The following is an 18,633-nucleotide window of genomic DNA, read 5'->3' as shown; positions in this document are numbered from 1 at the left end:
GCGCTAGGCCTTGCGTGCCGCTGCGTCAAGGATCTCGCGCACAGCAGGCGCCACTTGCAGGTCGCCCGGCATGGTTTTGAGCCGCGAAAGGTCTGCCTTGCCAGAAGCCAGCGCCAGCAGCATCCTGTGGCCGCGCAGGCGCTGCAGCAGGCCTTCCTCGCCGCGCGGACTGTCGGCCCGGGCAATCCGCCCGCCGCCAAGGTCCACCGCCAGACCGGCCCCGGCGCCCGCTTCGAGCTTGCCGATAGCCTCTTCCAGGCCCGTGGTTACTTCAGCGCGCAGCGCGCGCGCCTGCATCTGGTTGCCATCCGCCATCATGCGGCCTCCGTGCCCAGGGCCGGCATCAGCTTCCGGCAGCGGCCGAGCGCCTTGTAGAGATCGCCAGCGACCACATCGGCCGAGATCTGCAGCACATCCTCACGCGCGTCCGGCATGTCGGCAAGCAGCCCGGCAAGGGCTTCGGCAGTCTGGGTGTAGAGCGGGCCATCGACCTCGCCGAGCAGATACATCTGCATCACGGCGAAATAGGCGCGCTCGGCAGGTGTCGAAACGGCAGACGGGGCCAGAATATCCTTCTCGCGCAGGATCCGCGCCTGGGTTTCCAGCAGCAGCACGCCGCGCCGGTCACCGTTGCGGACGACCGCGCCGTTCACAACGAAGGTCTCGCCTGGCTTGAGAGAAAGTTTGAGCGGCATGCGTCTCCGGCCCCATGGTGCGGATTGTTTCAAATTCACACAAAGGCGTTAACGCTTGCTTTCCAAATATTTACGGCAGGTTGGGAAGCCATGCGCCCGACAGCCGGGGGCAGTTGGATCATAAGGTCAAAAACCAGCTTCTTCGGGCCAACCGGGCCGGCCAGCCTGCCTGAAACCGGCGCGACGCTTAGCGTGAAGCTTGAGCCTCTGTGGCGGCGCGCATGGCATAGTCCTTGTACCACAGCTTCCGCTTTCCCCTAAGGAAATTCGATTCTGCACCGCAGCACTTTCCTTCAGGTCAGCGCTTGCCCGCGCCCCGCGCGGCCTTATTGTGCAAGGTCAGCAAGCAGAATGAAGGGACGAGACGGATGCGGTTTGAGGGCACCAAGGATTATGTCGCAACAGATGACCTGCGCGTGGCCGTCAACGCCGCCATTGCCCTGGAACGTCCGCTGCTGATCAAGGGCGAGCCCGGCACCGGCAAGACCGTACTGGCCATCGAGGTTGCCAAGGCCCTCGGCTCGGAACTGATCGAATGGCACATCAAGTCCACCACCAAGGCCAATCAGGGCCTCTACGAATATGACGCGGTCTCTCGCCTCCGCGACGGCCAGATGGGCGAAGAGCGCGCCAAGGACGTCAAGAACTACATCAAGAAGGGCAAGCTCTGGGAGGCGTTCACCGCTGGCAAGCGCCCTGTCCTGCTGATCGACGAAATCGACAAGGCCGACATCGAATTCCCGAACGATCTCCTGCAGGAGCTCGATCGGATGGAATTCTTCGTCTACGAAACCGGCGAAACGGTGAAAGCCATCCAACGCCCGATCGTCATCATCACCTCGAACAATGAGAAAGAACTGCCCGACGCCTTCCTGCGCCGCTGCTTCTTCCACTTCATCAAATTCCCGGACGAGCCGACGATGCGTGCCATCATCGATGTCCACTTCCCCGGCATCAAGAAAAAGCTCGTCGGTGACGCCCTCTCCACCTTCTATGCCATGCGCGAACTGCCGGGCGTGAAGAAGAAGCCTTCTACCTCCGAGTTGCTCGACTGGCTGAAACTCCTCATGAATGAGGATATCGACCTTGAGACGCTGCGCGAGAAGGATCCCGACCGCCTCACCCCGCCGCTGCACGGCGCGCTGCTGAAAAACGAGCAGGACGTGGCCCTCTTCGAACGCCTCGCCTTCCTCTCCCGCCGCAGCGATGGCGGCGGCACGGGCGGCGGCCGCCGCGGCCCTGCGGGCTGATCGGCCTCGACAAGCACTGCAATTGAGTGTCATGTTTCCTCTTTAGAAGGGAGGACATGATGCGCGCAGGAACCTTTATTCTGGCCGGGATCCTGCTGGCGGCAAGCGCTTATGCGGCGCCCCATGTCGATGGCACGGCGAAAGTCCCGGCCGACCCGTCGCCCCCGTCTCACTTCACGCCTCGCGAGGATGGCGGCTTCGATCATGCTGCCAGCCTTGGCCAATGCCCAGCCAGCATTGCGGGATTCCGGTTCAGGGAAGTTGCCGTCTTCCAGGCAGACGGAACCGACGTCTCTTGCCAATACGATGGCGAAGAGGATGCGTCTCACATGACGGTCTACTTCTACCAATCAACGCAGGCGGCCGATGCCGCCGCATCTGCGCAGCAAGCCGGCGGAGCGATTGTACAACGGTTTCCCGAGGCGGAATTCCTGTCGGAGGAGAGCGAATCCTGCGCCATGATGATTGACCTGCTGCACGGCCTGACGCTTGCGGCTGAAGCAACAACGGATACGACGATCACGATCGGTCAAACGCCCTGTTTCATCTTTCGGCTCGCGTCGGGTGTCGCACTGGTCACCACTGATAAAATCGGCCCATGGCATCTGAAAGTCCGCATCACCGAGATAAAAGGCGAAACGGATATGAGCGCGCTGACGATGCAGGCTGCGAATATTCTGAATTTCGAGCGCGGCGTCATGGCCGGACAACCCGCGTCAAGTCTTGAGTAATTCCTGACCGACTGAGCAGACCCGCCCGCATTGTCCGGAGCCCCCCTGAAGACCGCTGCGCCACAAGCTTTCTTCGGATCAATTCTGCCTTCCGCGCGTTCCTTCCGCTCAGGCAGAAGGAGGCCCCCATGTTCATCGCAGTCTACTGGTGGCGGGTTCATCCGGGCAAAGAAGACCAGTTCCGCAAGGCTTGGGTGCGCGGCACTGAGCTGATCCGCAAGCGCTATGGCAGTTATGGCTCGCGCCTGCATCAGGAGCGAGATGGCCGCTTTGTCGGCTATGCCGAATGGCCCGACGAGGAAACCTGGCAGCGCGCCTATGACCAGAAGATGGTCTATGACGATCCTGAAACCCGCGCCGCCTTCTCCGATGCCATCTGCGAAACGCCGCCCGGCAATGATCCGGTCTTCACCATGGAAGTGACCGACGACCTGTTGGACCGCGCGAAAGACTAGGCCTCAGCCCAGCGCCGAATCATGCGCGTTCGCTGCGCGCACATAGTTCACGTCTTCCCGGCTCTTCAGGAAGTCGGCCATCTTGGTCTTGTCGGTGCGCTCGTCCCACCAGGTTTTCCAGGCCAGGAATATCCACGCCACATGAAACGCGCAGCCGCCCGCAATCGCCACCCAGCCGGGGATCGGCCCGATATGCGCCCGCCGGAAGAGCTGCTCCCAGGAGGTCACATCCACCGGATGGATCGCGATCTTGGCAAAATAAGCCGCGCCCAGAATGGCAAAGATCCAGCCATAATTGCGCCGAAGCCGCCGCCCCACGCACCGGATCATCGAAATCCTGTATTGCGGCTTTTCATAATCGTCTGACAGCGCCGTCCCCCGGTCGAGGCGGATCTTCGTCCCCTCCCCGCGCAGGATCGGCACATAGAACGCAATCTCGATTACCCGCGCCCGGAAGCGCCACACATAGAAAAACCGGTAGCGCCGCGCCTCCAGCATCAGGAACACGATGCACAGCATCCCCACCAGCACGATGGGGAATGGCGAGGCGCGCTCATTGGCAAACGCCACGGAGAGGCCAATCCCGGTCGAGATCACAGCCCAGTTCGTCGTCTGATCAAGCCGCTGGCGCCACACCGTCGAGCGGTAGACTTCCGCGCGGTAGAGGTGGGAGAGCGCCGTCACCTCAGACGGGCCGCACAGCCCTTCTGCGGGCGGAACAACATGATCGGCTTCGGTTTCGTCCATCGTATCCATGCGCAGACCCTATGCCTCACCTTTGTGACCGGGAAAAGTCTTCAAGGCCCCGCGCGTTGCAATCAGCCCGGACAATATCCCTGCCGCAGAACCGGCCCATACCCTTCCAGAACATGCCGCACGAAGGTCGTATCGTCCGTGCCGTCGCCCTGGCGTATCCGGGGCGCGAGCTTTCCCGCCCCGCCGGTCATCCGCGTACGCCACAGCTCATAGCGGATGGACTCCGGCGCCGCCGTCAGGCCCCGCGCCCGGTCGAAGGCCACGAGATTGCAATCCTTCATCATCTGTTCGGCCAGCACATGGCCGAGCGAGGCGCGCTCGAAATCGTCCGGGCTGATGAAGCCGCTGGTGCCGGGCTTGGGCGCTCCGGCGAGCGAAAACATGATGTCGATAAGATAGACGCGCTGGTCAGGGTCGGGCGCCAGCTCCACTGCCGCCGCCAGAATCTCCGGCCGCCCCATATTCAGCGGCGCCTCGCCCCGATGGGCGCGCGAGAGAAAACCCTGCCAGCCATATTGAGCAATCGCCGCTTCGGCCTGGCGGCGCGCAAAATCCGGCGCCGGCTGGGGCGGAGGCGCCGTGCCAAGCCGCATCTGCCATCTGGAGGCAAGCGCCGCGTCCTTCAGGCCGCGCGTCACCTCAGCAAAGGCGGGTTTCAGCCGCGCCTGCTTGTCCTGGGGCAGCAATCCGGCCGCCTGCCAGGCTGCGTCCAGCATACAGCTTGCCTCTGCCGGTCCGCGGCAATCACCCTGCGCGCCTGCGCCCGGCGTAAACATCGGCGCCGGCGGCGGGCCGGACGGGGCCGCCGTGGCCGCGCAGGCGCCAACCGCCACCAGACAGGAGAAAAGAGCCGCCCGAACCATATCCTTTCCTACCCCCGCCCATATGAACCGCAAATGACCACACTTTTCCCAGCGTCAGCTTGGACATTCGCCCCCTTGAGGGTTATCTTCTTTCCCAAGAGAAGCAGAAAGGCCCTGCCGATGTTCCTGAATTTCTTCAACGAGCTGCGCGCGGCGAAAGTCCCGGTCACGCTGAAGGAATACCTCCTCCTGATGGAGGCGATGGACAAGCAGGTCATCGATATGGAGGTGGAGGAGTTCTACTACCTCTCCCGCGCCGCCCTGGTGAAGGACGAGCGCAATATCGACAAGTTCGACCGCGTCTTCTCCCACACCTTCAAGGGCCTCGACACGCTGTCTGACGCCGTGAACGTGCAGGATCTGCCCGAAGAATGGCTCAAGAAAATGAGCGAGAAATTCCTCACGCCCGAGGAAATGGCCGAAATCGAAGCCATGGGCGGCTTTGAAAAGCTGATGGAGACGCTGAAAAAGCGCCTCGAAGAGCAGAAAAAGCGCCATGAGGGCGGCAACAAGATGATCGGCACGGGCGGCACCTCGCCCTTCGGGGCCAATGGCTACAATCCCGAAGGTGTCCGCATCGGCCAAGACAAGTCGCGCCACCGCCGCGCCGTGAAGGTGTGGGACAAGCGCGAATTCAAGAATTACGATGACAAGATTGAACTCGGCACGCGCAACATCAAGGTCGCCATGAAGCGCCTGCGCAAATGGGCCCGCAAGGGCGCGCCCGATGAGCTCGATCTGGACGGCACCATCCGCAACACCGCTCGCAAGGGCTATCTCGACATCGAGATGCGCCCGGAAAAGCGCAACACGATTTCCGTCCTCCTGCTGCTCGATGTCGGCGGCTCGATGGACCCGCATGTCCGCGTGATGGAGGAGCTGTTCTCCGCCGCGCGTTCGGAAATCAAGAACCTCGAATACTACTACTTCCACAACTGCCCCTATGAGGGCCTCTGGAAGGATAACCGCCGCCGGATGAACAACCGCATCCCGACATGGGATGTTCTGAACAAATATCCGTCAGACTACAAAGTAATCGTTGTGGGCGACGCCACGATGAGCCCCTACGAGATCACCTATGCCGGCGGCTCGGTCGAACACTGGAATGAAGAGGCCGGCGGCCTCTGGATCCAGCGCTTCGTGGAACGCTACCCCAACTTCGTCTGGCTGAACCCCACCAAGGAAGGCGCCTGGGAATATACCGGCTCGATCAAGCTCATCCGTGAACTGATCGGCCCCCACCGCATGTTCGAACTCACCCTCGCCGGCCTGGACGAGGCGATGAAGGAACTCAGCCGCTAGCGCCGCCCTGCTCCCCGCCGAAACAATATCGGCGAGGAGCAGGGGTTGTTACTAGTACTCGCCACAAAACGCCGGATTATCGCCTGCATCCCCAATTCCGCAGCCGCGGCGGATTTCGTCGCGGATCATGTCGCAGCTGTTCTGCGCATTACACGGCGGCCGGGTCGCGGGCGAAATTGCCAGACACTGATCCACCAGAACCTGGGCTGCAGCCGCCCCTACTTCATCGGCGCAACTGGCTGGCTGCGCTGGCATATCCTGCTCTGCCGGGCCACCAGGCGCTGTTTCCGGAACAGCCATTCTCTCGTCCTGCGGCAAGGCTGCCGGCGTTTCTTCTGGCGCGGGCGAACACGCCGCCAGAAGCGCAAAAGCAAACAGCGGCCAATAGCGTAGATGTTTCATGGAATTTTCCTCCTGCAGGGCAGGAACGCCCAGCGCATTCAGAAGTTTCCCGGCCATCCATCTGGAATCGCAGCTTTGTCCGCCGCCACGGCGACTTCGCAGGCTAGGCCGCAACCTTGTAAATCCGCCACAGCGCAAACACGCCGATCGCCACCCACAGGATGTTGATCGCCACAGACGGGATCGCCCCGTGATAGCCGCTATTGAGGATAAACCCCGCCGCGCCGATCACATTGGCCCACTGATAGGCGGGCGAGTTCCCCTGCAGCCGCCCGAGCGACAGCAGGATATATGCGCCCAGGATCAGCGCCGCGCCGGTCCAGCCAGCTGCCTCGATAAGAAGTTCCGTGATCGTCATGGCGCGCCCGCTAGCCGCTCGCCGCAGACTTGGCAATCAGACTTTGCCGTGGCGCGCGTCCCAGTCCGCCCGCGTCATCTCCCAGACCAGACTGGCCCGCTCTGTCCCGTCGCTGCGCGTGCTGGTGACCTCCCCCTTCCGCGCAAAGCCCAGCCCGTCGAGCAGGCGCTGCGTCGCCACATTGTCCAGCGCCGCCGTCTCACAGAGCAGGTCCAGCCCAAGCCCCTCGAACATCCAGGCAAAGCTCGCCGCCGCCCCACGCGCGCCGCTGCCCTGCCCGTGCAGCGAGGGGTGCAGCGCCCCGCCGAGTTCGCCCGCAGCAAATTCCGGCCAAACCTGCACATCTGAATAGCCCATGACCCGCCCATCCTGCCCCTCGCGCACAAAAAGCAGGCCAATCCCCGCCTCGCGCTCCAGAATGTGCGTCTCGATGAAATCCTCCACGCTCCGCCCGGTCAGCGGGCGCGGCAGCGTATAGATCGGCGCATGCACGGCCGGGTCAGACAGCAGCGCAAAAAGGCCGCCGGCATCCTCCATCCGCGCCAGCCGCGAATCGCCCAACCGTGTTGCCAGGCGCACCGCGCAGCGGATCGCCTCGGCCTTTTCAGGCAAGGCCGGAATGCGTGTGATCGGAAGTTCGCCTGCCATCAGTCCAAATTCGCAGCTTTCCCCGGCGCCTGCCAAGCCCTCTCAGTCCATCATGCACAATTTCGTTTGACTGATGGCGCGCCTTGCCGACATTCCTGCGCCATGACCGATGCCGCGACGCGCCCGCCCGGGCGGAATGCCTTTTTCTTCGTTCTGGTGACGGTCTTCATAGACCATCTTGCCTTTGGGTTGATCATCCCCGTCCTGCCGACCCTGATCCAGGATCTGGCGCATGTCCCGCCCTCCGATGCCACCCTGTGGCTGGGCGGGCTCGCCGCCACCTATGCCGTGATGACCTTCCTGTTCGGCCCGGTGATCGGCGCCCTGTCAGACAGGTTTGGCCGCCGCCCGGTGCTGCTGGTGTCGATGGCCACCCTCGGGCTCGATTTCCTTATCATGGGCCTTGCCCCGAATATCTGGCTGCTGTTCCTCGGCCGGGCGCTCGCCGGTATCTCCGGCGCCACCTTCTCCACCGCCAACGCCTATATCGCCGACACCACCACCCCGGCAGAGCGCGGCCGCGCCTTTGGCTTCATCGGCGCCTCTTTCGGTCTCGGCTTCATCTTCGGCCCGGTGATCGGCGGCCTGCTGGGAGAGCTTGGGCCCCGCGTGCCCTTCTTCGCCGCCGTCGGCCTCGCCTTCGTGAACTTCCTCTATGGCGTCTTCGTGCTGCCCGAATCCCTGCCGAAGGAGCGCCGCCGCGCGCTGAACTTCAAACGCGCCAACCCGCTGGGCGCCGCGCGTCATTTCTCAAAGCTGCCTCAGGTCTCCTGGTTTCTCTTTGCGGGCGGCATCTTCTTCCTCGCCCACACCGTCTTCCCCGCCACCTGGGCCGTGCATGGCGAAATCCGGTATGACTGGTCGCCGATGCAGATCGGCCTGTCGCTTGGGGCCGTCGGCGTCGGCGCTGCGGTTGTTCAGGCGGGCCTGATGGGCCTCATCCTCAAACGCCTCGGCACCGTGCGCACCATCGTGCTCGGCTACAGCGTCAATGTCATCGCAATGACGGCCTTCGCCTTCGCGGCCAATCCGGTCTTCATATATTTCATCATTCCGTTTGCAGCCCTTGGCGGGGTCACCATGCCCGCGGCCAATGGCCTGATGTCCAGCCTCACCCCGCCCGATGCGCAGGGCGAGCTTCAGGGCGCGGCCTCCAGCCTCAATGCGCTGGGCATGATCATCGGCCCCCTGATCATGAGCGCCACGCTGTTCAGCTTTTCCCGTGAGGGCGCGCCCGTCCAGTTCGCGGGCGCGGCCTTCCTGCTCGCCGCGCTGCTCACGGCGCTCGCCTTCCTGCCCTTCCAGCGCGGCCTTGCCGTCAATCGCGGCGCCCTGCCGGCTGGCACGCCCTGATCAGAACGGGGCGGCCCCGGCTCAGCGCTTCTTCAGCACCGCGCCTGCCAGCAAGCCAAGAACACCGCCGCCGATCCCGCCTTCAACAAAGTTCTGCAGGTGGATCATCACCGGCGAACTGCCAAACAGCAGTCCGACCTCGGCAGCCTCAGCGCCGTAATGCGCGCCGATGCCGCCCAGAATGCCGCCAACAACCCCCATCGCGCCGCTGCCACCCAGCAGCCGGGCAAGGATTGGCCCCAGCACCGTGCCACCCAGCGCGCTCACGATCAGCGGAATATATGGTTCCATATCTTGTCCCTCCCTCAGGGTTCCCGCAGGCATCTCCGGCCTGTCGTAACGGCAGCCTTTCCTTGGAACGCCTTGACTGTCGAGCCTTTTCGCGCCTCTGGAGAAGGTTGCATCCTCCTGCGAAACTGCCACATAGAGCCCATGATCAAACATCGCCCCGCCCTCTTCCTGGATAGAGACGGCGTCATCAATATCGACCGGGGCTATGTCAGCCGGATTGAGGACTTCGAATTTGTCGAAGGCGCCGCCGAGGCAATTGCTGCCTTCAACAAGCGCGGCTGGTATGTCTTCGTCGTCACCAACCAGTCCGGCATCGCCCGGAATTACTACACCGAAGACGACATGCACGCCCTGCATGACTGGATGCAGGCCCGCCTCGCCGAAAAGGGCGCGCAGATCGACCGCATCTATTTCTGCCCCTTCCATGAAGAGGGTGAAAACCTCCGTTACCGGAAGGACAGTTTCGACCGGAAACCCAAGCCCGGCATGCTGCTGCGCGCCATGGCGGACTTCCCGGTGAAACGCGAGGCAAGCTTCCTGATCGGAGACAAGGACGCCGACATCGAAGCGGCCAAAGCCGCCGGCGTCGCCGGCTTCCTCTTCACCGGCGGCAACTTAGAGCGTTTCGCCGAATGGACCCTCGCGAGCTTCGAGGATGGCAACCGGGGCTGATCCGGCTTAGCGCTCGCCCTTCCGAACAATCCATGCTAGCATGGTATTCATGCCTAGCTTGCTTTTCGTTGAGGGGTCAGGATGAAAGGTTATGGCCCGGAAACCTTCGGTGAGCTGAACGCTGTTGATTATGACAGATTGCATGATCCGGGCACAACAGATGCCGCCGTTGATCTGCTCACGGAAATCGCGGGAACCAGCAGGACACTGGAACTTGCGATCGGCACAGGACGTGTCGCACTGCCAATGGCTCAGCGCGGATGCCGGATCGAAGGGATTGAAGCCTCTCCGGCCATGATCGCAAAGCTGCGACAAAAGCCGGGCGGCGGCGCGATCCCCGTGACATTGGGTGATATGTCGGAAGTCTGCGCAGAAGGAAAGTTCGGTTTCATCTTCCTGATCTTCAACACATTTTTCAATCTCACCAGCCAGGAAGCCCAGATCCGCTGCTTTCAGAACGCAGCAGCCATGCTTGATCCGGGTGGCGCCTTTGTGATCGAAGCCTTCGTGCCGGACCTGGCCCAGTTCCGAAATCATCGCAGCCTCCAGCCGCGACACCTGGATTTCAGTACACTGACACTCGAAGCAGCCATCCACGATCCGGTAACACAGCGGATAGACTACCAGTATCTTCGCTTCACGCCGGAAGGCACACGCATAACCCCGCTGCCGATGCGCTATGCATGGCCCCAGGAAATAGACCTGATGGCGCGCTTGGCTGGGCTCGTTCCAGAAAGCCGTTGGGGCGGCTGGGGCCGCACTGCCTTCACTGCAGACAGCCGCATGCATATCTCCCTTTACCGGAAATCCCGGTAACCCCCGAATCAGGGGATACCGCAGATCTTCCCGCCCGTGCTTACTGGCTCCTCAATTGCCCGAGGCTCGCCATGCTTCGTGGTCCCGCCCACAGGAAACCCTCAACATGCGCAAATTCATCAGCCTTACCTGTCTCTCGCTTGCCACCACGCTGCCCGCCTTCGCAGGCCCGGTAACACTCAATGGTGGTCTCTGGGAGGGTCAACTCACCGTCGCAACCGATGTCTTTCTGGACGAACGCCTGCTCAGCGATTGCCTCCACGGCGAGACAGTCGCGCTCTCCACCGCAGACCTTTTGGCCCGGATCGAGCCAGAAGGTCAGTGCACGGTTCTCAGCGAAGAAGAGACAGAAGAAGGCATACAGCTTGCCATCGAATGCACCGGCGGCACCATCTCGGAAGGAGATGTCCTCATTGCCTCAACGCCCGACGACCTCGAGATCATGGCCGACGTCATCTTCGGTCTCGGGGAAGATCTGTTCGTTCCGGGTGTCGTGCTCGCCATCAGCCATAACGCAGGCGCCTGCCCGGCAGAATAGCGCGCGCTAAACCGCCTTCAGCGTTTTGGGATCAATCCCGCCCATCCGGCAAACCTCTTTCCACTCCGCTGCCGTCACCGGCTGCACAGAGAGGCGGAAAGAGGTAACAAGGCTCATCCCTTCCAGCTTCGGGTTTTCCTTCACATCCTTCAGCTTCACCGGCTTTGGCATCGGCGCCAGCGCGCGGATGGTCACACAGTCCCAGCGCGCATCGTCCGTCGTCGGATCCTGCTTGGACAGCTCATTCACCTCGCAAATGCCCACAACCTCCAGCCCCTGATTGGAGTGGTAGAAAAACACCTGATCGCCCAGCTTCATCGCCCGCATATGGTTGCGCGCGGTATAGTTGCGCACGCCTGACCAGATCTCGCCCGCCGCGCCGCGTTTCACCTGCTGCTCCCAGCTCCAAGCGTCGGGTTCCGATTTCATCAGCCAGTATTGCATACGCCGTCCTTTCTTGATCTGTCCCTGCTTTAGCCGCCACGGCGCGCCTGCGCCAGCGCCGCGCGAACCAGCCGCTGATAATGCGGCCAGCCTTTATAATCCGCCAGCACCGGATCAATCCCCTCCCAGGCATCGCTGAACGCCTGGGCATGCCCCGGCCCGGCCAGCGCCGCCCGCAAGGGATCAATCGCCACCCTTATCGTGAACACAACCGCGCCCGAAACTGCCAGCTTGGAAATTGTCTGCCGCTCCACGCGCAGCCACAGCCCGTCCAGAGCGCCCGCCTCATCCATTTCCGCTGCCTGCGCCTTGAACGGCGCCTGGCTCGGCATGAACCGCTCCGTGCCCGGCTGAACCGTCCAGTTGAACCGCTCCAGCACCTGGCCGGGCCGCAGCGCGTCAAACATCCGGTGAATGCGCCCCACCATGCCGGGATTGGCCCCCGGCACCGGCCCGTGCAGCCCGCCCAGCGGCTCGCCCAGCTTCTCGCCGAGCCGCCAGAAGGTCGGCGCGCAGAGGCTGCCCGCCTCCAGCCGCCAGAGCCCGTCGCCATCTTTGATCAGCAGGCAGAGATCATCAGAAACCGCGCTCGCCGCCCCTTCCAGCGCGCTTGGCCAGTCGCCCACTGCTGGCCCGGCCACCCCGTGCACCACCGCTGCCAGCTCCGCCGCCGCCTCGCTGCCCTCGCGCGCGCCATACACTTCGCCCCGCCGGTCCCGCATCAGTGCGCGCTTTTCCGCCAGAGCGTCCCTCTCCGTATCCGGACAAAGCCACGCCTCCGGCGCAATCGGGCGCAGGCCCGGCGCCAGACTCAGAGGCCCATTGAGGAACGGAAGATAGGGCGGCGCGCGCATCGCCTCACGCGATCCGCGCCGCGCCCCAGCTGACATAGCCGGCAATCTTCGGCGTATTGGGCAGATACATCGTCTCAGCCCCCTCCAGCGCAAAGCCCGCCTCGCGCAGCATCGCGCCGGTATCCCGCGTCAGATGGCACCCGCCCGCCAGCGCCTTCCAAACAGGCTCCACCCGGCGCTGCCATTTGGCCACGCCCTCGTCCGGCGCCAGCCCGTGTTCGGTGAAAACAATCTTGCCGCCCGGCTTCAGCACACGCTTCGTCTCCGCCAGCGCCGATTTCCAGTCCGGGATCGTGCAGAGCACAAAGGTGATGACGGCGGTATCCACCGAATTGTTCGCCAGCGGAATATTCTCCGCGCCGGTCTCAAGGAAATCGATGCTCTTGCCGATGCCGAGCTCGCTGGCCGTGCGCTTGGCCTTCACAACCATCCCCGGCGCCGGCTCCAGCGCGTAGAGATGGTCCACCTTGCCGGCATCATACATGGCAAAGTTCGTGCCCGCCCCACAGCCGATCTCCAGCACCACGCCCTCGGCCTTCGGCACCACCTTTTCGCGCTGCTTCATGATTGGCCGCGTGGCGCAGGCACATGAAACCAGATGCGGAACAACGTACCGCTCCCAGGGGTTCATCAGTTTTCCCGCCGTGTCGGAATGAATCCCGGATAGGATTTGGACTGGATCAGCGTGCGCGTCGCCTCGGTCGGCCGTGCGATCAGGGCGTCCTGCGTGATCGACACCTCATATTCAAACCCGTCGCCCATCGGCTGATAGGTGGCCGATCCGTATTCGGCATCAATCCCGAAGCGCGATCCATAGGTATCGGCCAGCTTCGACACATCAATCCCCGGCTCGCTCGTGACGATCCGTATGCCGTCTATCTTGCCCTCGGTCACTGCCTCGGAGGAGAACTGCATGGAGTTGGTCGAGCGCATATGCTCGATCCGGTAGATCGAGTCATAACCCAGAATGTTTGCCATCGGCTTGAACTTGATCACGCGCGCGCCGATCTGCCATTCATCGCCCCGGAAAACCGGCTGCGAGCCATCGGCCTGGAGCAGATGCGTGCCATCAGAGAAGGTCACGTCCGCTGTATAGGCATCGGCCTGCCCCGGCACGGCCACAAACTTCACCACAGCCACCGGCCGCTCATAGGTGAGGCGCTTGTAAGTCTGCACGTTCAGCCCGATGAAGGCGACCATCCCGGCCAGCCCCACAAAGGCCGTGCCGAAGGCAAGCCGCGTCACCCCGGCAAAAGGCTTCAGATTCGCCAGTTTGCCGAACCCTGCGAACAGGAGGATGAGGCCAATCACCCCGGCAATCGACGGCAGAACCCACCAGATCAGGCCCATCAAACATCTCCCTGCCCGGCGCCGTGGCCGGGGCCAAGTTAACCCTGTTAAACATCATATCAGCGCTTTGCGGCGGATTTAGCAACCTTTCGCAGGGCTGCTGCAATTCATAACGGCCGTAAAATCAGGAAGTTGCGAGAATTCCAAGCACAGCGTTCCAGCCCACATAGCCCGCCACGGCCACGATCATCGCCGCAAAGCCCTTCCGCGCCAGGGCCACCCGCCCGGCCAGCGCCCGCGCCACGCGCACGCCCATCAGCCCGCCCACGGCCCCGCCGGCCAGCACCAGGCCCACCAGCGGAAAGTCCACCTGCCCCGCCAGGGCATAGTTTGCCGAGGTCGTCGCCCCGAACAGCGCCACCGATACCAGCGAAGAGGCCATGGCATTGGACAGCGTCATCCCCGTCGCCATCATCAGGCCGGGCACGATCAGAAAGCCGCCGCCAATCCCGAAAAAGCCTGCCGCCAGCCCGGTCAGCAGGCCCAGCGGCAGGATGCGCGCCATGATCGCCGGGGTGATATGCACGTCCGGGTCGCCCTCGCCCTTCGGCTTGCGGAACATCGAGAGGCCAATCGCCGCCATCGCCAGGGCAAAGGCTGCCAGCAGCCAGGTGCCATCCACCCGCAGCGCCAGCTGCGACCCGGTAATCGATCCCAGAATCCCCGCCACGGCAAACGCGCCCGCACACGGCCATTTCACCCGCTTTGCCCGCCAGTGGCCAACCAGGCTCACCAGCGCGATCGCCGCTACGGCGGCGGCCGATGTGCCGATCGCCACATGCGGGTCGCGCACGCCCACGGCATAAATCAGCAGCGGCGCGGCCAGCACGCTGCCCCCGCCCCCGAACGTACCGAGGAACACGCCGACCAGTGCGCCACTGGCCAGCGCCGCCAGTATCACGGGCAAAGTAAGGTCCATGTGCGGCTCCTTCGCCGTCAGGCTTGAACAGCCTTAAATATATGAGAACTTGCTAAATTAGCAATGCCTCATATATTAGCACCAACGCAGATAAGACCGCCGCCCGAAAGGACCATAAAATGCCAAAGATCAAAGCCTTCTTCGACACGGCCACCAACACCGTCACCTATCTCGTCTGGGACGGCGCCACCCGGCAGGCCGCGATCATCGACCCCGTGCTGGATTTCGATCCTGCCCCGGCCCGCCTCTCCACCAAGTCTGCAGATGACGTGCTCGCCGCCGCAGAGGCGGAGGGTCTGAAAATCGTCTGGGCGCTCGACACCCACGCCCATGCCGACCATCTCTCGGCCGCCGACTACATCCGCCAGAAAACCGGCGCCAGGATCGGCATTGGCGCGCATATCACCGAAGTTCAGAAAATCTTCCGCCCGATGTTCGGCCCCACATCTGACGCGCCGGATGAAACCGTCTTCGACGCGCTCTTCCATGAAGGCGACGAAATCCCGCTCGGCAACGAAACCATCCGTGTACTGCACACACCAGGACATACCGCCGCCTGCCTCACCTATCTGATCGGCGACGCCGCCTTTGTCGGCGACACCGTCTTCATGCCAGACTACGGCACCGCGCGGGCAGACTTTCCGGGCGGCGACGCCCACGCGCTCTACCGCTCGATCCGCAAGCTGCTCGCCCTGCCGCCGGAAACCCGCATCTTCACCGGCCACAACTACCTCCCCGAAGGCCGCAAAACCTATGCCTGGGAAGCCACCGTTGCCGAGCACCGCGCCGCCAATGTGCATGTCCATGACGGCGTCGAAGAAGCAGACTTCGTCGCCATGCGCACCGCCCGCGACCAGACCCTAAGCGTCCCGCGCCTCATCCTCCCCTCTCTGCAAGTCAACATCCGCGCCGGCCGCCTCCCCCCTGCGGAGTCTGACGGGCAGACCTATCTCCGCCTGCCGGTAAACCGGCTGGGCAAGTAACACGCCAGAGAGCCCCCTCCGCCCCTCCGGGGCACGAGAAGGCGCGGTGATCATCCTCCCCCGTTTACGGGGGAGGTGGCCGCGCAGCGGACGGAGGGGGGGACGCCAAGCAGAGCGGCACCCCCGCATACCTCCCCTGCCAGCCTACCCCGACGCGCCCCCTGCCAATCCCCGCCAAAGCCTGATAGGGCCAGCTCCATCATGGCCATACGTGACTTCCTCCTCCTCTGCGCCGTCTGCCTCGTCTGGGGGCTGAACCTTGTCGTCACGCGCTGGGCCGTGGCCGATATGGCCATTCCGCCGATCTTCTTTGCCGCGCTGCGCTTCCTGGGCGTCGCGGTCTGCCTCGTGCCCTTCCTCTTCCCGCGCCCGCCAAACCTGCGCACGCTGTTCTTCGTCTCGATCATGATCGGCAGCGTGCATTTCGCGCTCCTCTTCATCGGCCTGCAGCATGCCGAGGCCTCCGCCGTCGCCGTCACCGGCCAGCTTGGCGTGCCCATCTCCACCCTGATGAGCATGCTGTTCCTGGGCGAGGTCATCCGCTGGCGCCGCGCGCTCGGCATTTTCCTCGCCTTCATCGGCGTCGTCATCATCGCGTTTGATCCGGGCAGCTTCTCGGTCTCCTATGGCCTGCTCTACATCATCGGCTCCGCCTTCGTCGGCTCGGCGGGCGGCATCATCATGAAGTCGATGCCGAAAATCTCCGCCCTGCGCATGCAGGCCTGGGTCGGCGCGTTCAGCTTTGCGCCGCTGTTCGCCCTCTCCTTCGTGATGGAGACCAGCCAGCTCGACGCCTACATCCATGGCGGCTGGATGGTCTGGGCCGCCAGCGCCTTCGCCATCCTCGGCGTGTCGGTGTTCGGCCATTCGGCCTTCTACACCCTCCTGAAGAAGTATGACGTTTCCCTCCTCTCACCGCTCACGCTGATGACACCCATCTGGGGCGTGATCTTCGGCATCGCCCTCCTGAACGAGCCGCTCACCCTGCGCCTCATCCTCGGCGCCATCGTCTCGCTGTCGGGGGTGCTTGTCATCGCGCTGCGCCCGAACGAAAAAATGCCGGAAGCTGCCCTCGGCAAGAAGGCCGCCTCGGGAGACTCGTGATGCACATCGAAGACACCCCCAGCCCGAACTTTGACGACCGGAAACACCCTGTCTCCCTGCTCGTGCTGCATTACACCGGCATGGAAAGCGGCGCCGCCGCCCTCGCCCGGATGCGGGATCCCGAAGCAAAAGTCTCCGCGCACTATATGGTCTGGGAAGATGGCCGCATTGCGCGCCTCGTGCCGGAAAACCTCCGCGCCTGGCATGCCGGCGTATCGAAATGGCAAGGCCTGGAGGATCTTAACTCCCGCTCCGTCGGCATCGAGATCGTCAATGGCGGCCATGACTACCGCGCCCCCGGCGGCAGCCTCCCGCCCTATCCCGGCGCCCAGATCGCCGCCGTCATCGCTCTCTCGCGCGAGATCATGGCTCATCATGCCATTCCGCCCACCGGCCTCGTCGGCCATTCCGACATCGCCCCCACCCGCAAGATCGATCCGGGCGAACATTTCCCCTGGGCGCGCCTCGCAGACGCCGGCCTCGGCCTCTGGCCCGTGCCGGAAACCGGCGCGGCCTGCGTCTGGTCGGGCGGCGACGCCTCGCGCCTCAATGCCCAGCTCGCCGCCGTCGGCTATGACACGGCCGACATCCCCGCCGCCTTGCGCGCTTTCCAGCGCCGCTGGATGCCCCACGCGGTTACCGGCATGGCCGGCGCGGACACCTTGCGCCGCCTCGCCCAGATCGCCGCAGCCTACGCCTCAGCGCCCGGCGCTTCATCCTCGCCCCAGGCATGAGCCCATTCGGTCGCCAGCGCCGCCCCCAGCAGCAGCGATGACACCGACGCCGACAGCCAGATGAAACCGAGGATCAGCGACGCCAGCGCGCCATAGACCGTGCTCATCACCGAATAGTGCAGGTATAGCTGGAACAGAAAGGTCACGCCCAGAAAGGCCACCGCCGCCGCGCCTGCGCCCGCCGCCAGCGCCCGCGTGCCCCGCCGCACATGCCCGCGCAGCGACATCACCAGGATAAGATAGAAAACCACGAAGCTCGCCACCCCTTTCGAGATCCAGAGCGAGTCCACCACCGTCGCGATTTCGTTGGCAAAGCGCACCGCCAGCCCCCCGGCCTCCTGCACCGCCACCGTCGCGATGAGCTGCGTCGCCCCCAGCAGCCACACGATCAGGATCAGCGTCGCCGTCAGCGCCAGCGACGTGCCCTGAAAGCGCGCAAACTTCGTCCGGTCGGCCGTGCCGGCGATCATCCTGATGCCGGTAATCAGCGCCTTGGCGCCGGAGGTTGCCGTAAACAGCACCAGGATCGCCGCCAGAAAGGCCCGCACGCTCAGCCCGGCCGGCGTCATCTTCTGGATCGCGTCCACCTCCTCGAAGGTCAGCGGCTCCACGCTCTGGCTGAAGAAATTGGTGATCGGCTTGGCCAGCTGATGCGCCAGTTCCGGCGGCAGGAAGAACGTCAGCAGCGTCAGCGTCATGTAGATCAGCGGGAAGATCGAGAACAGCGCATAGAAGGCGATGCCGCCGGTCACGATACGCACATCCGGCCGCACCAGCCGGCGCACAGCCCGGATTGCAGGATCTATGAAGTCGGGTCGCCAGCGCTCGAGCATCCCCGTCTTTCTGGCACGGTCCGCCGCAGAAACAAACCGCGGATTAGCGCGCGCCTGTCCCCGCCCTCCCCGCCTGCATTTATTGCAGGCAGAGCCCTGTCCCGATGGGCCCTATCCACCGGGGCCGCCCGGCGGGGCATCCTCGCGCATGCCTGGCTTCATCTCCCAGGCATCCATCTGCTGCCCGAGGGCAGCAATCCTGCGGATGAGGCAGAGCCGGGACGCCGGGGACATCTCATTCCCTCTGACAAATTATATGCCGTCCCCGGACAAATCGGGCCC

Annotated in this window: 25 protein-coding genes; 11 read left to right on the top strand and 14 right to left on the bottom strand. The window is 63.7% G+C overall.

The genetic code is table 11. The features are described 5' to 3' along the window. Positions 1 to 3: 3 nt before the first annotated feature. On the bottom strand, positions 4 to 315 hold the full coding sequence (locus ACQKI2_RS06510) for a hypothetical protein (protein ID WP_427378889.1): 312 nt from the start codon (positions 313 to 315) through the stop codon (positions 4 to 6). Then, the gene (locus ACQKI2_RS06505; protein WP_427378888.1) at positions 315 to 695 is read right to left on the bottom strand and encodes a flagellar biosynthesis repressor FlbT; all 381 of its coding nucleotides are present in this window, start codon (positions 693 to 695) and stop codon (positions 315 to 317) included. Before ACQKI2_RS06505 ends, ACQKI2_RS06510 begins: the two co-directional genes overlap by 1 nt. 368 nt (positions 696 to 1,063) lie before the next feature. On the opposite strand from ACQKI2_RS06505, the gene ACQKI2_RS06500 reads away from it, so the two are divergent. The 3 genes from ACQKI2_RS06500 to ACQKI2_RS06490 all read left to right on the top strand — a co-directional run bounded on the left by ACQKI2_RS06500 (position 1,064) and on the right by ACQKI2_RS06490 (position 3,131). After that, positions 1,064 to 1,945, top strand: coding sequence for an AAA family ATPase (locus tag ACQKI2_RS06500; protein WP_427378887.1), 882 nt, complete (start codon positions 1,064 to 1,066; stop codon positions 1,943 to 1,945). A 56-nt stretch (positions 1,946 to 2,001) separates the two neighbouring features. Next, entirely contained in the window at positions 2,002 to 2,676 is a 675-nt protein-coding gene (locus tag ACQKI2_RS06495) for a hypothetical protein (RefSeq protein WP_427378886.1), read from the top strand. Positions 2,677 to 2,804: 128 nt separating this feature from the next. Then, entirely contained in the window at positions 2,805 to 3,131 is a 327-nt protein-coding gene (locus ACQKI2_RS06490; RefSeq protein ID WP_427378885.1) for an antibiotic biosynthesis monooxygenase family protein, read from the top strand. 3 nt (positions 3,132 to 3,134) lie between these two features. Here the strand turns inward: ACQKI2_RS06490 and ACQKI2_RS06485 are convergent, their stop codons facing one another. Together ACQKI2_RS06485 and ACQKI2_RS06480 are read right to left on the bottom strand one after the other, a co-directional pair. Next, positions 3,135 to 3,887, bottom strand: a complete 753-nt coding sequence (locus ACQKI2_RS06485; protein WP_427378884.1) for a DUF2270 domain-containing protein — start codon at positions 3,885 to 3,887, stop codon at positions 3,135 to 3,137. Positions 3,888 to 3,949: 62 nt separating this feature from the next. Further along, positions 3,950 to 4,750, bottom strand: a complete 801-nt coding sequence (locus tag ACQKI2_RS06480; RefSeq protein WP_427378883.1) for a hypothetical protein — start codon at positions 4,748 to 4,750, stop codon at positions 3,950 to 3,952. Positions 4,751 to 4,870: 120 nt separating this feature from the next. Between ACQKI2_RS06480 and ACQKI2_RS06475 the strand changes: the two genes are divergently transcribed. Continuing rightward, positions 4,871 to 6,052, top strand: coding sequence for a vWA domain-containing protein (locus ACQKI2_RS06475; protein WP_427378882.1), 1,182 nt, complete (start codon positions 4,871 to 4,873; stop codon positions 6,050 to 6,052). Between the two features lie 51 nt (positions 6,053 to 6,103). Here the strand turns inward: ACQKI2_RS06475 and ACQKI2_RS06470 are convergent, their stop codons facing one another. The 3 genes from ACQKI2_RS06470 to ACQKI2_RS06460 form a co-directional block, all read right to left on the bottom strand. After that, complete coding sequence (locus ACQKI2_RS06470; RefSeq protein ID WP_427378881.1) at positions 6,104 to 6,454, bottom strand: hypothetical protein; 351 nt, start codon at positions 6,452 to 6,454, stop codon at positions 6,104 to 6,106. A gap of 103 nt (positions 6,455 to 6,557) precedes the next feature. Then, positions 6,558 to 6,812, bottom strand: a complete 255-nt coding sequence (locus ACQKI2_RS06465) for a CBU_0592 family membrane protein (protein ID WP_427378880.1) — start codon at positions 6,810 to 6,812, stop codon at positions 6,558 to 6,560. A gap of 36 nt (positions 6,813 to 6,848) precedes the next feature. Further along, on the bottom strand, positions 6,849 to 7,460 hold the full coding sequence (locus ACQKI2_RS06460) for a GNAT family N-acetyltransferase (protein WP_427378879.1): 612 nt from the start codon (positions 7,458 to 7,460) through the stop codon (positions 6,849 to 6,851). 102 nt (positions 7,461 to 7,562) lie between these two features. On the opposite strand from ACQKI2_RS06460, the gene ACQKI2_RS06455 reads away from it, so the two are divergent. Further along, positions 7,563 to 8,813 carry a TCR/Tet family MFS transporter gene (locus ACQKI2_RS06455; RefSeq protein WP_427378878.1) on the top strand — a complete coding sequence of 417 codons (1,251 nt, stop codon included), beginning with the start codon at positions 7,563 to 7,565 and terminating at the stop codon, positions 8,811 to 8,813. 21 nt (positions 8,814 to 8,834) lie between these two features. Here the strand turns inward: ACQKI2_RS06455 and ACQKI2_RS06450 are convergent, their stop codons facing one another. Continuing rightward, positions 8,835 to 9,104: a hypothetical protein gene (locus ACQKI2_RS06450; RefSeq protein ID WP_427378877.1), complete on the bottom strand. Its 270-nt coding sequence runs from the start codon at positions 9,102 to 9,104 to the stop codon at positions 8,835 to 8,837. 141 nt (positions 9,105 to 9,245) lie between these two features. Between ACQKI2_RS06450 and ACQKI2_RS06445 the strand changes: the two genes are divergently transcribed. The 3 genes from ACQKI2_RS06445 (at position 9,246) to ACQKI2_RS06435 (ending at position 11,130) form a co-directional block, all read left to right on the top strand. Beyond that, positions 9,246 to 9,776 carry a D-glycero-alpha-D-manno-heptose-1,7-bisphosphate 7-phosphatase gene (locus ACQKI2_RS06445; protein WP_427378876.1) on the top strand — a complete coding sequence of 177 codons (531 nt, stop codon included), beginning with the start codon at positions 9,246 to 9,248 and terminating at the stop codon, positions 9,774 to 9,776. Positions 9,777 to 9,857: 81 nt separating this feature from the next. Further along, the gene (locus ACQKI2_RS06440) at positions 9,858 to 10,592 is read left to right on the top strand and encodes a class I SAM-dependent methyltransferase (protein ID WP_427378875.1); all 735 of its coding nucleotides are present in this window, start codon (positions 9,858 to 9,860) and stop codon (positions 10,590 to 10,592) included. Between the two features lie 106 nt (positions 10,593 to 10,698). Beyond that, the gene (locus ACQKI2_RS06435) at positions 10,699 to 11,130 is read left to right on the top strand and encodes a hypothetical protein (RefSeq protein ID WP_427378874.1); all 432 of its coding nucleotides are present in this window, start codon (positions 10,699 to 10,701) and stop codon (positions 11,128 to 11,130) included. Between the two features lie 6 nt (positions 11,131 to 11,136). On the opposite strand, the gene ACQKI2_RS06430 is transcribed toward ACQKI2_RS06435, so the two are convergent. The 5 genes from ACQKI2_RS06430 to ACQKI2_RS06410 all read right to left on the bottom strand — a co-directional run bounded on the left by ACQKI2_RS06430 (position 11,137) and on the right by ACQKI2_RS06410 (position 14,697). Next, positions 11,137 to 11,574 carry an EVE domain-containing protein gene (locus ACQKI2_RS06430; RefSeq protein WP_427378873.1) on the bottom strand — a complete coding sequence of 146 codons (438 nt, stop codon included), beginning with the start codon at positions 11,572 to 11,574 and terminating at the stop codon, positions 11,137 to 11,139. Between the two features lie 29 nt (positions 11,575 to 11,603). Continuing rightward, on the bottom strand, positions 11,604 to 12,464 hold the full coding sequence (locus tag ACQKI2_RS06425; protein WP_427378872.1) for a heme-dependent oxidative N-demethylase family protein: 861 nt from the start codon (positions 12,462 to 12,464) through the stop codon (positions 11,604 to 11,606). Then, positions 12,433 to 12,993 carry a class I SAM-dependent methyltransferase gene (locus tag ACQKI2_RS06420; RefSeq protein WP_427378871.1) on the bottom strand — a complete coding sequence of 187 codons (561 nt, stop codon included), beginning with the start codon at positions 12,991 to 12,993 and terminating at the stop codon, positions 12,433 to 12,435. Before ACQKI2_RS06420 ends, ACQKI2_RS06425 begins: the two co-directional genes overlap by 32 nt. Before the next feature lie 65 nt (positions 12,994 to 13,058). Then, positions 13,059 to 13,778: a hypothetical protein gene (locus ACQKI2_RS06415; RefSeq protein ID WP_427378870.1), complete on the bottom strand. Its 720-nt coding sequence runs from the start codon at positions 13,776 to 13,778 to the stop codon at positions 13,059 to 13,061. Between the two features lie 124 nt (positions 13,779 to 13,902). Next, the gene (locus ACQKI2_RS06410; RefSeq protein WP_427378869.1) at positions 13,903 to 14,697 is read right to left on the bottom strand and encodes a sulfite exporter TauE/SafE family protein; all 795 of its coding nucleotides are present in this window, start codon (positions 14,695 to 14,697) and stop codon (positions 13,903 to 13,905) included. A 119-nt stretch (positions 14,698 to 14,816) separates the two neighbouring features. Between ACQKI2_RS06410 and ACQKI2_RS06405 the strand changes: the two genes are divergently transcribed. The 3 genes from ACQKI2_RS06405 (at position 14,817) to ACQKI2_RS06395 (ending at position 17,518) form a co-directional block, all read left to right on the top strand. Then, a complete protein-coding gene (locus ACQKI2_RS06405) occupies positions 14,817 to 15,680 on the top strand; it encodes an MBL fold metallo-hydrolase (protein WP_427378868.1) in 864 nt (287 codons plus the stop codon). A 201-nt stretch (positions 15,681 to 15,881) separates the two neighbouring features. Further along, complete coding sequence (locus ACQKI2_RS06400) at positions 15,882 to 16,784, top strand: DMT family transporter (protein ID WP_427378867.1); 903 nt, start codon at positions 15,882 to 15,884, stop codon at positions 16,782 to 16,784. Beyond that, positions 16,784 to 17,518, top strand: a complete 735-nt coding sequence (locus ACQKI2_RS06395; protein WP_427378866.1) for an N-acetylmuramoyl-L-alanine amidase — start codon at positions 16,784 to 16,786, stop codon at positions 17,516 to 17,518. Before ACQKI2_RS06400 ends, ACQKI2_RS06395 begins: the two co-directional genes overlap by 1 nt. On the opposite strand, the gene ACQKI2_RS06390 is transcribed toward ACQKI2_RS06395, so the two are convergent. Next, on the bottom strand, positions 17,476 to 18,351 hold the full coding sequence (locus ACQKI2_RS06390; RefSeq protein ID WP_427378865.1) for a YihY/virulence factor BrkB family protein: 876 nt from the start codon (positions 18,349 to 18,351) through the stop codon (positions 17,476 to 17,478). The genes ACQKI2_RS06395 and ACQKI2_RS06390 overlap by 43 nt on opposite strands. Positions 18,352 to 18,633 lie beyond the last annotated feature (282 nt).

It is taken from the genome of Hyphomonas sp. NPDC076881, from assembly GCF_050269995.1.
Taxonomy (GTDB): domain Bacteria; phylum Pseudomonadota; class Alphaproteobacteria; order Caulobacterales; family Hyphomonadaceae; genus Hyphomonas.
Note: the sequence above shows the minus strand (reverse complement) of the source record. Positions and strands in the feature narration are given on the sequence as shown.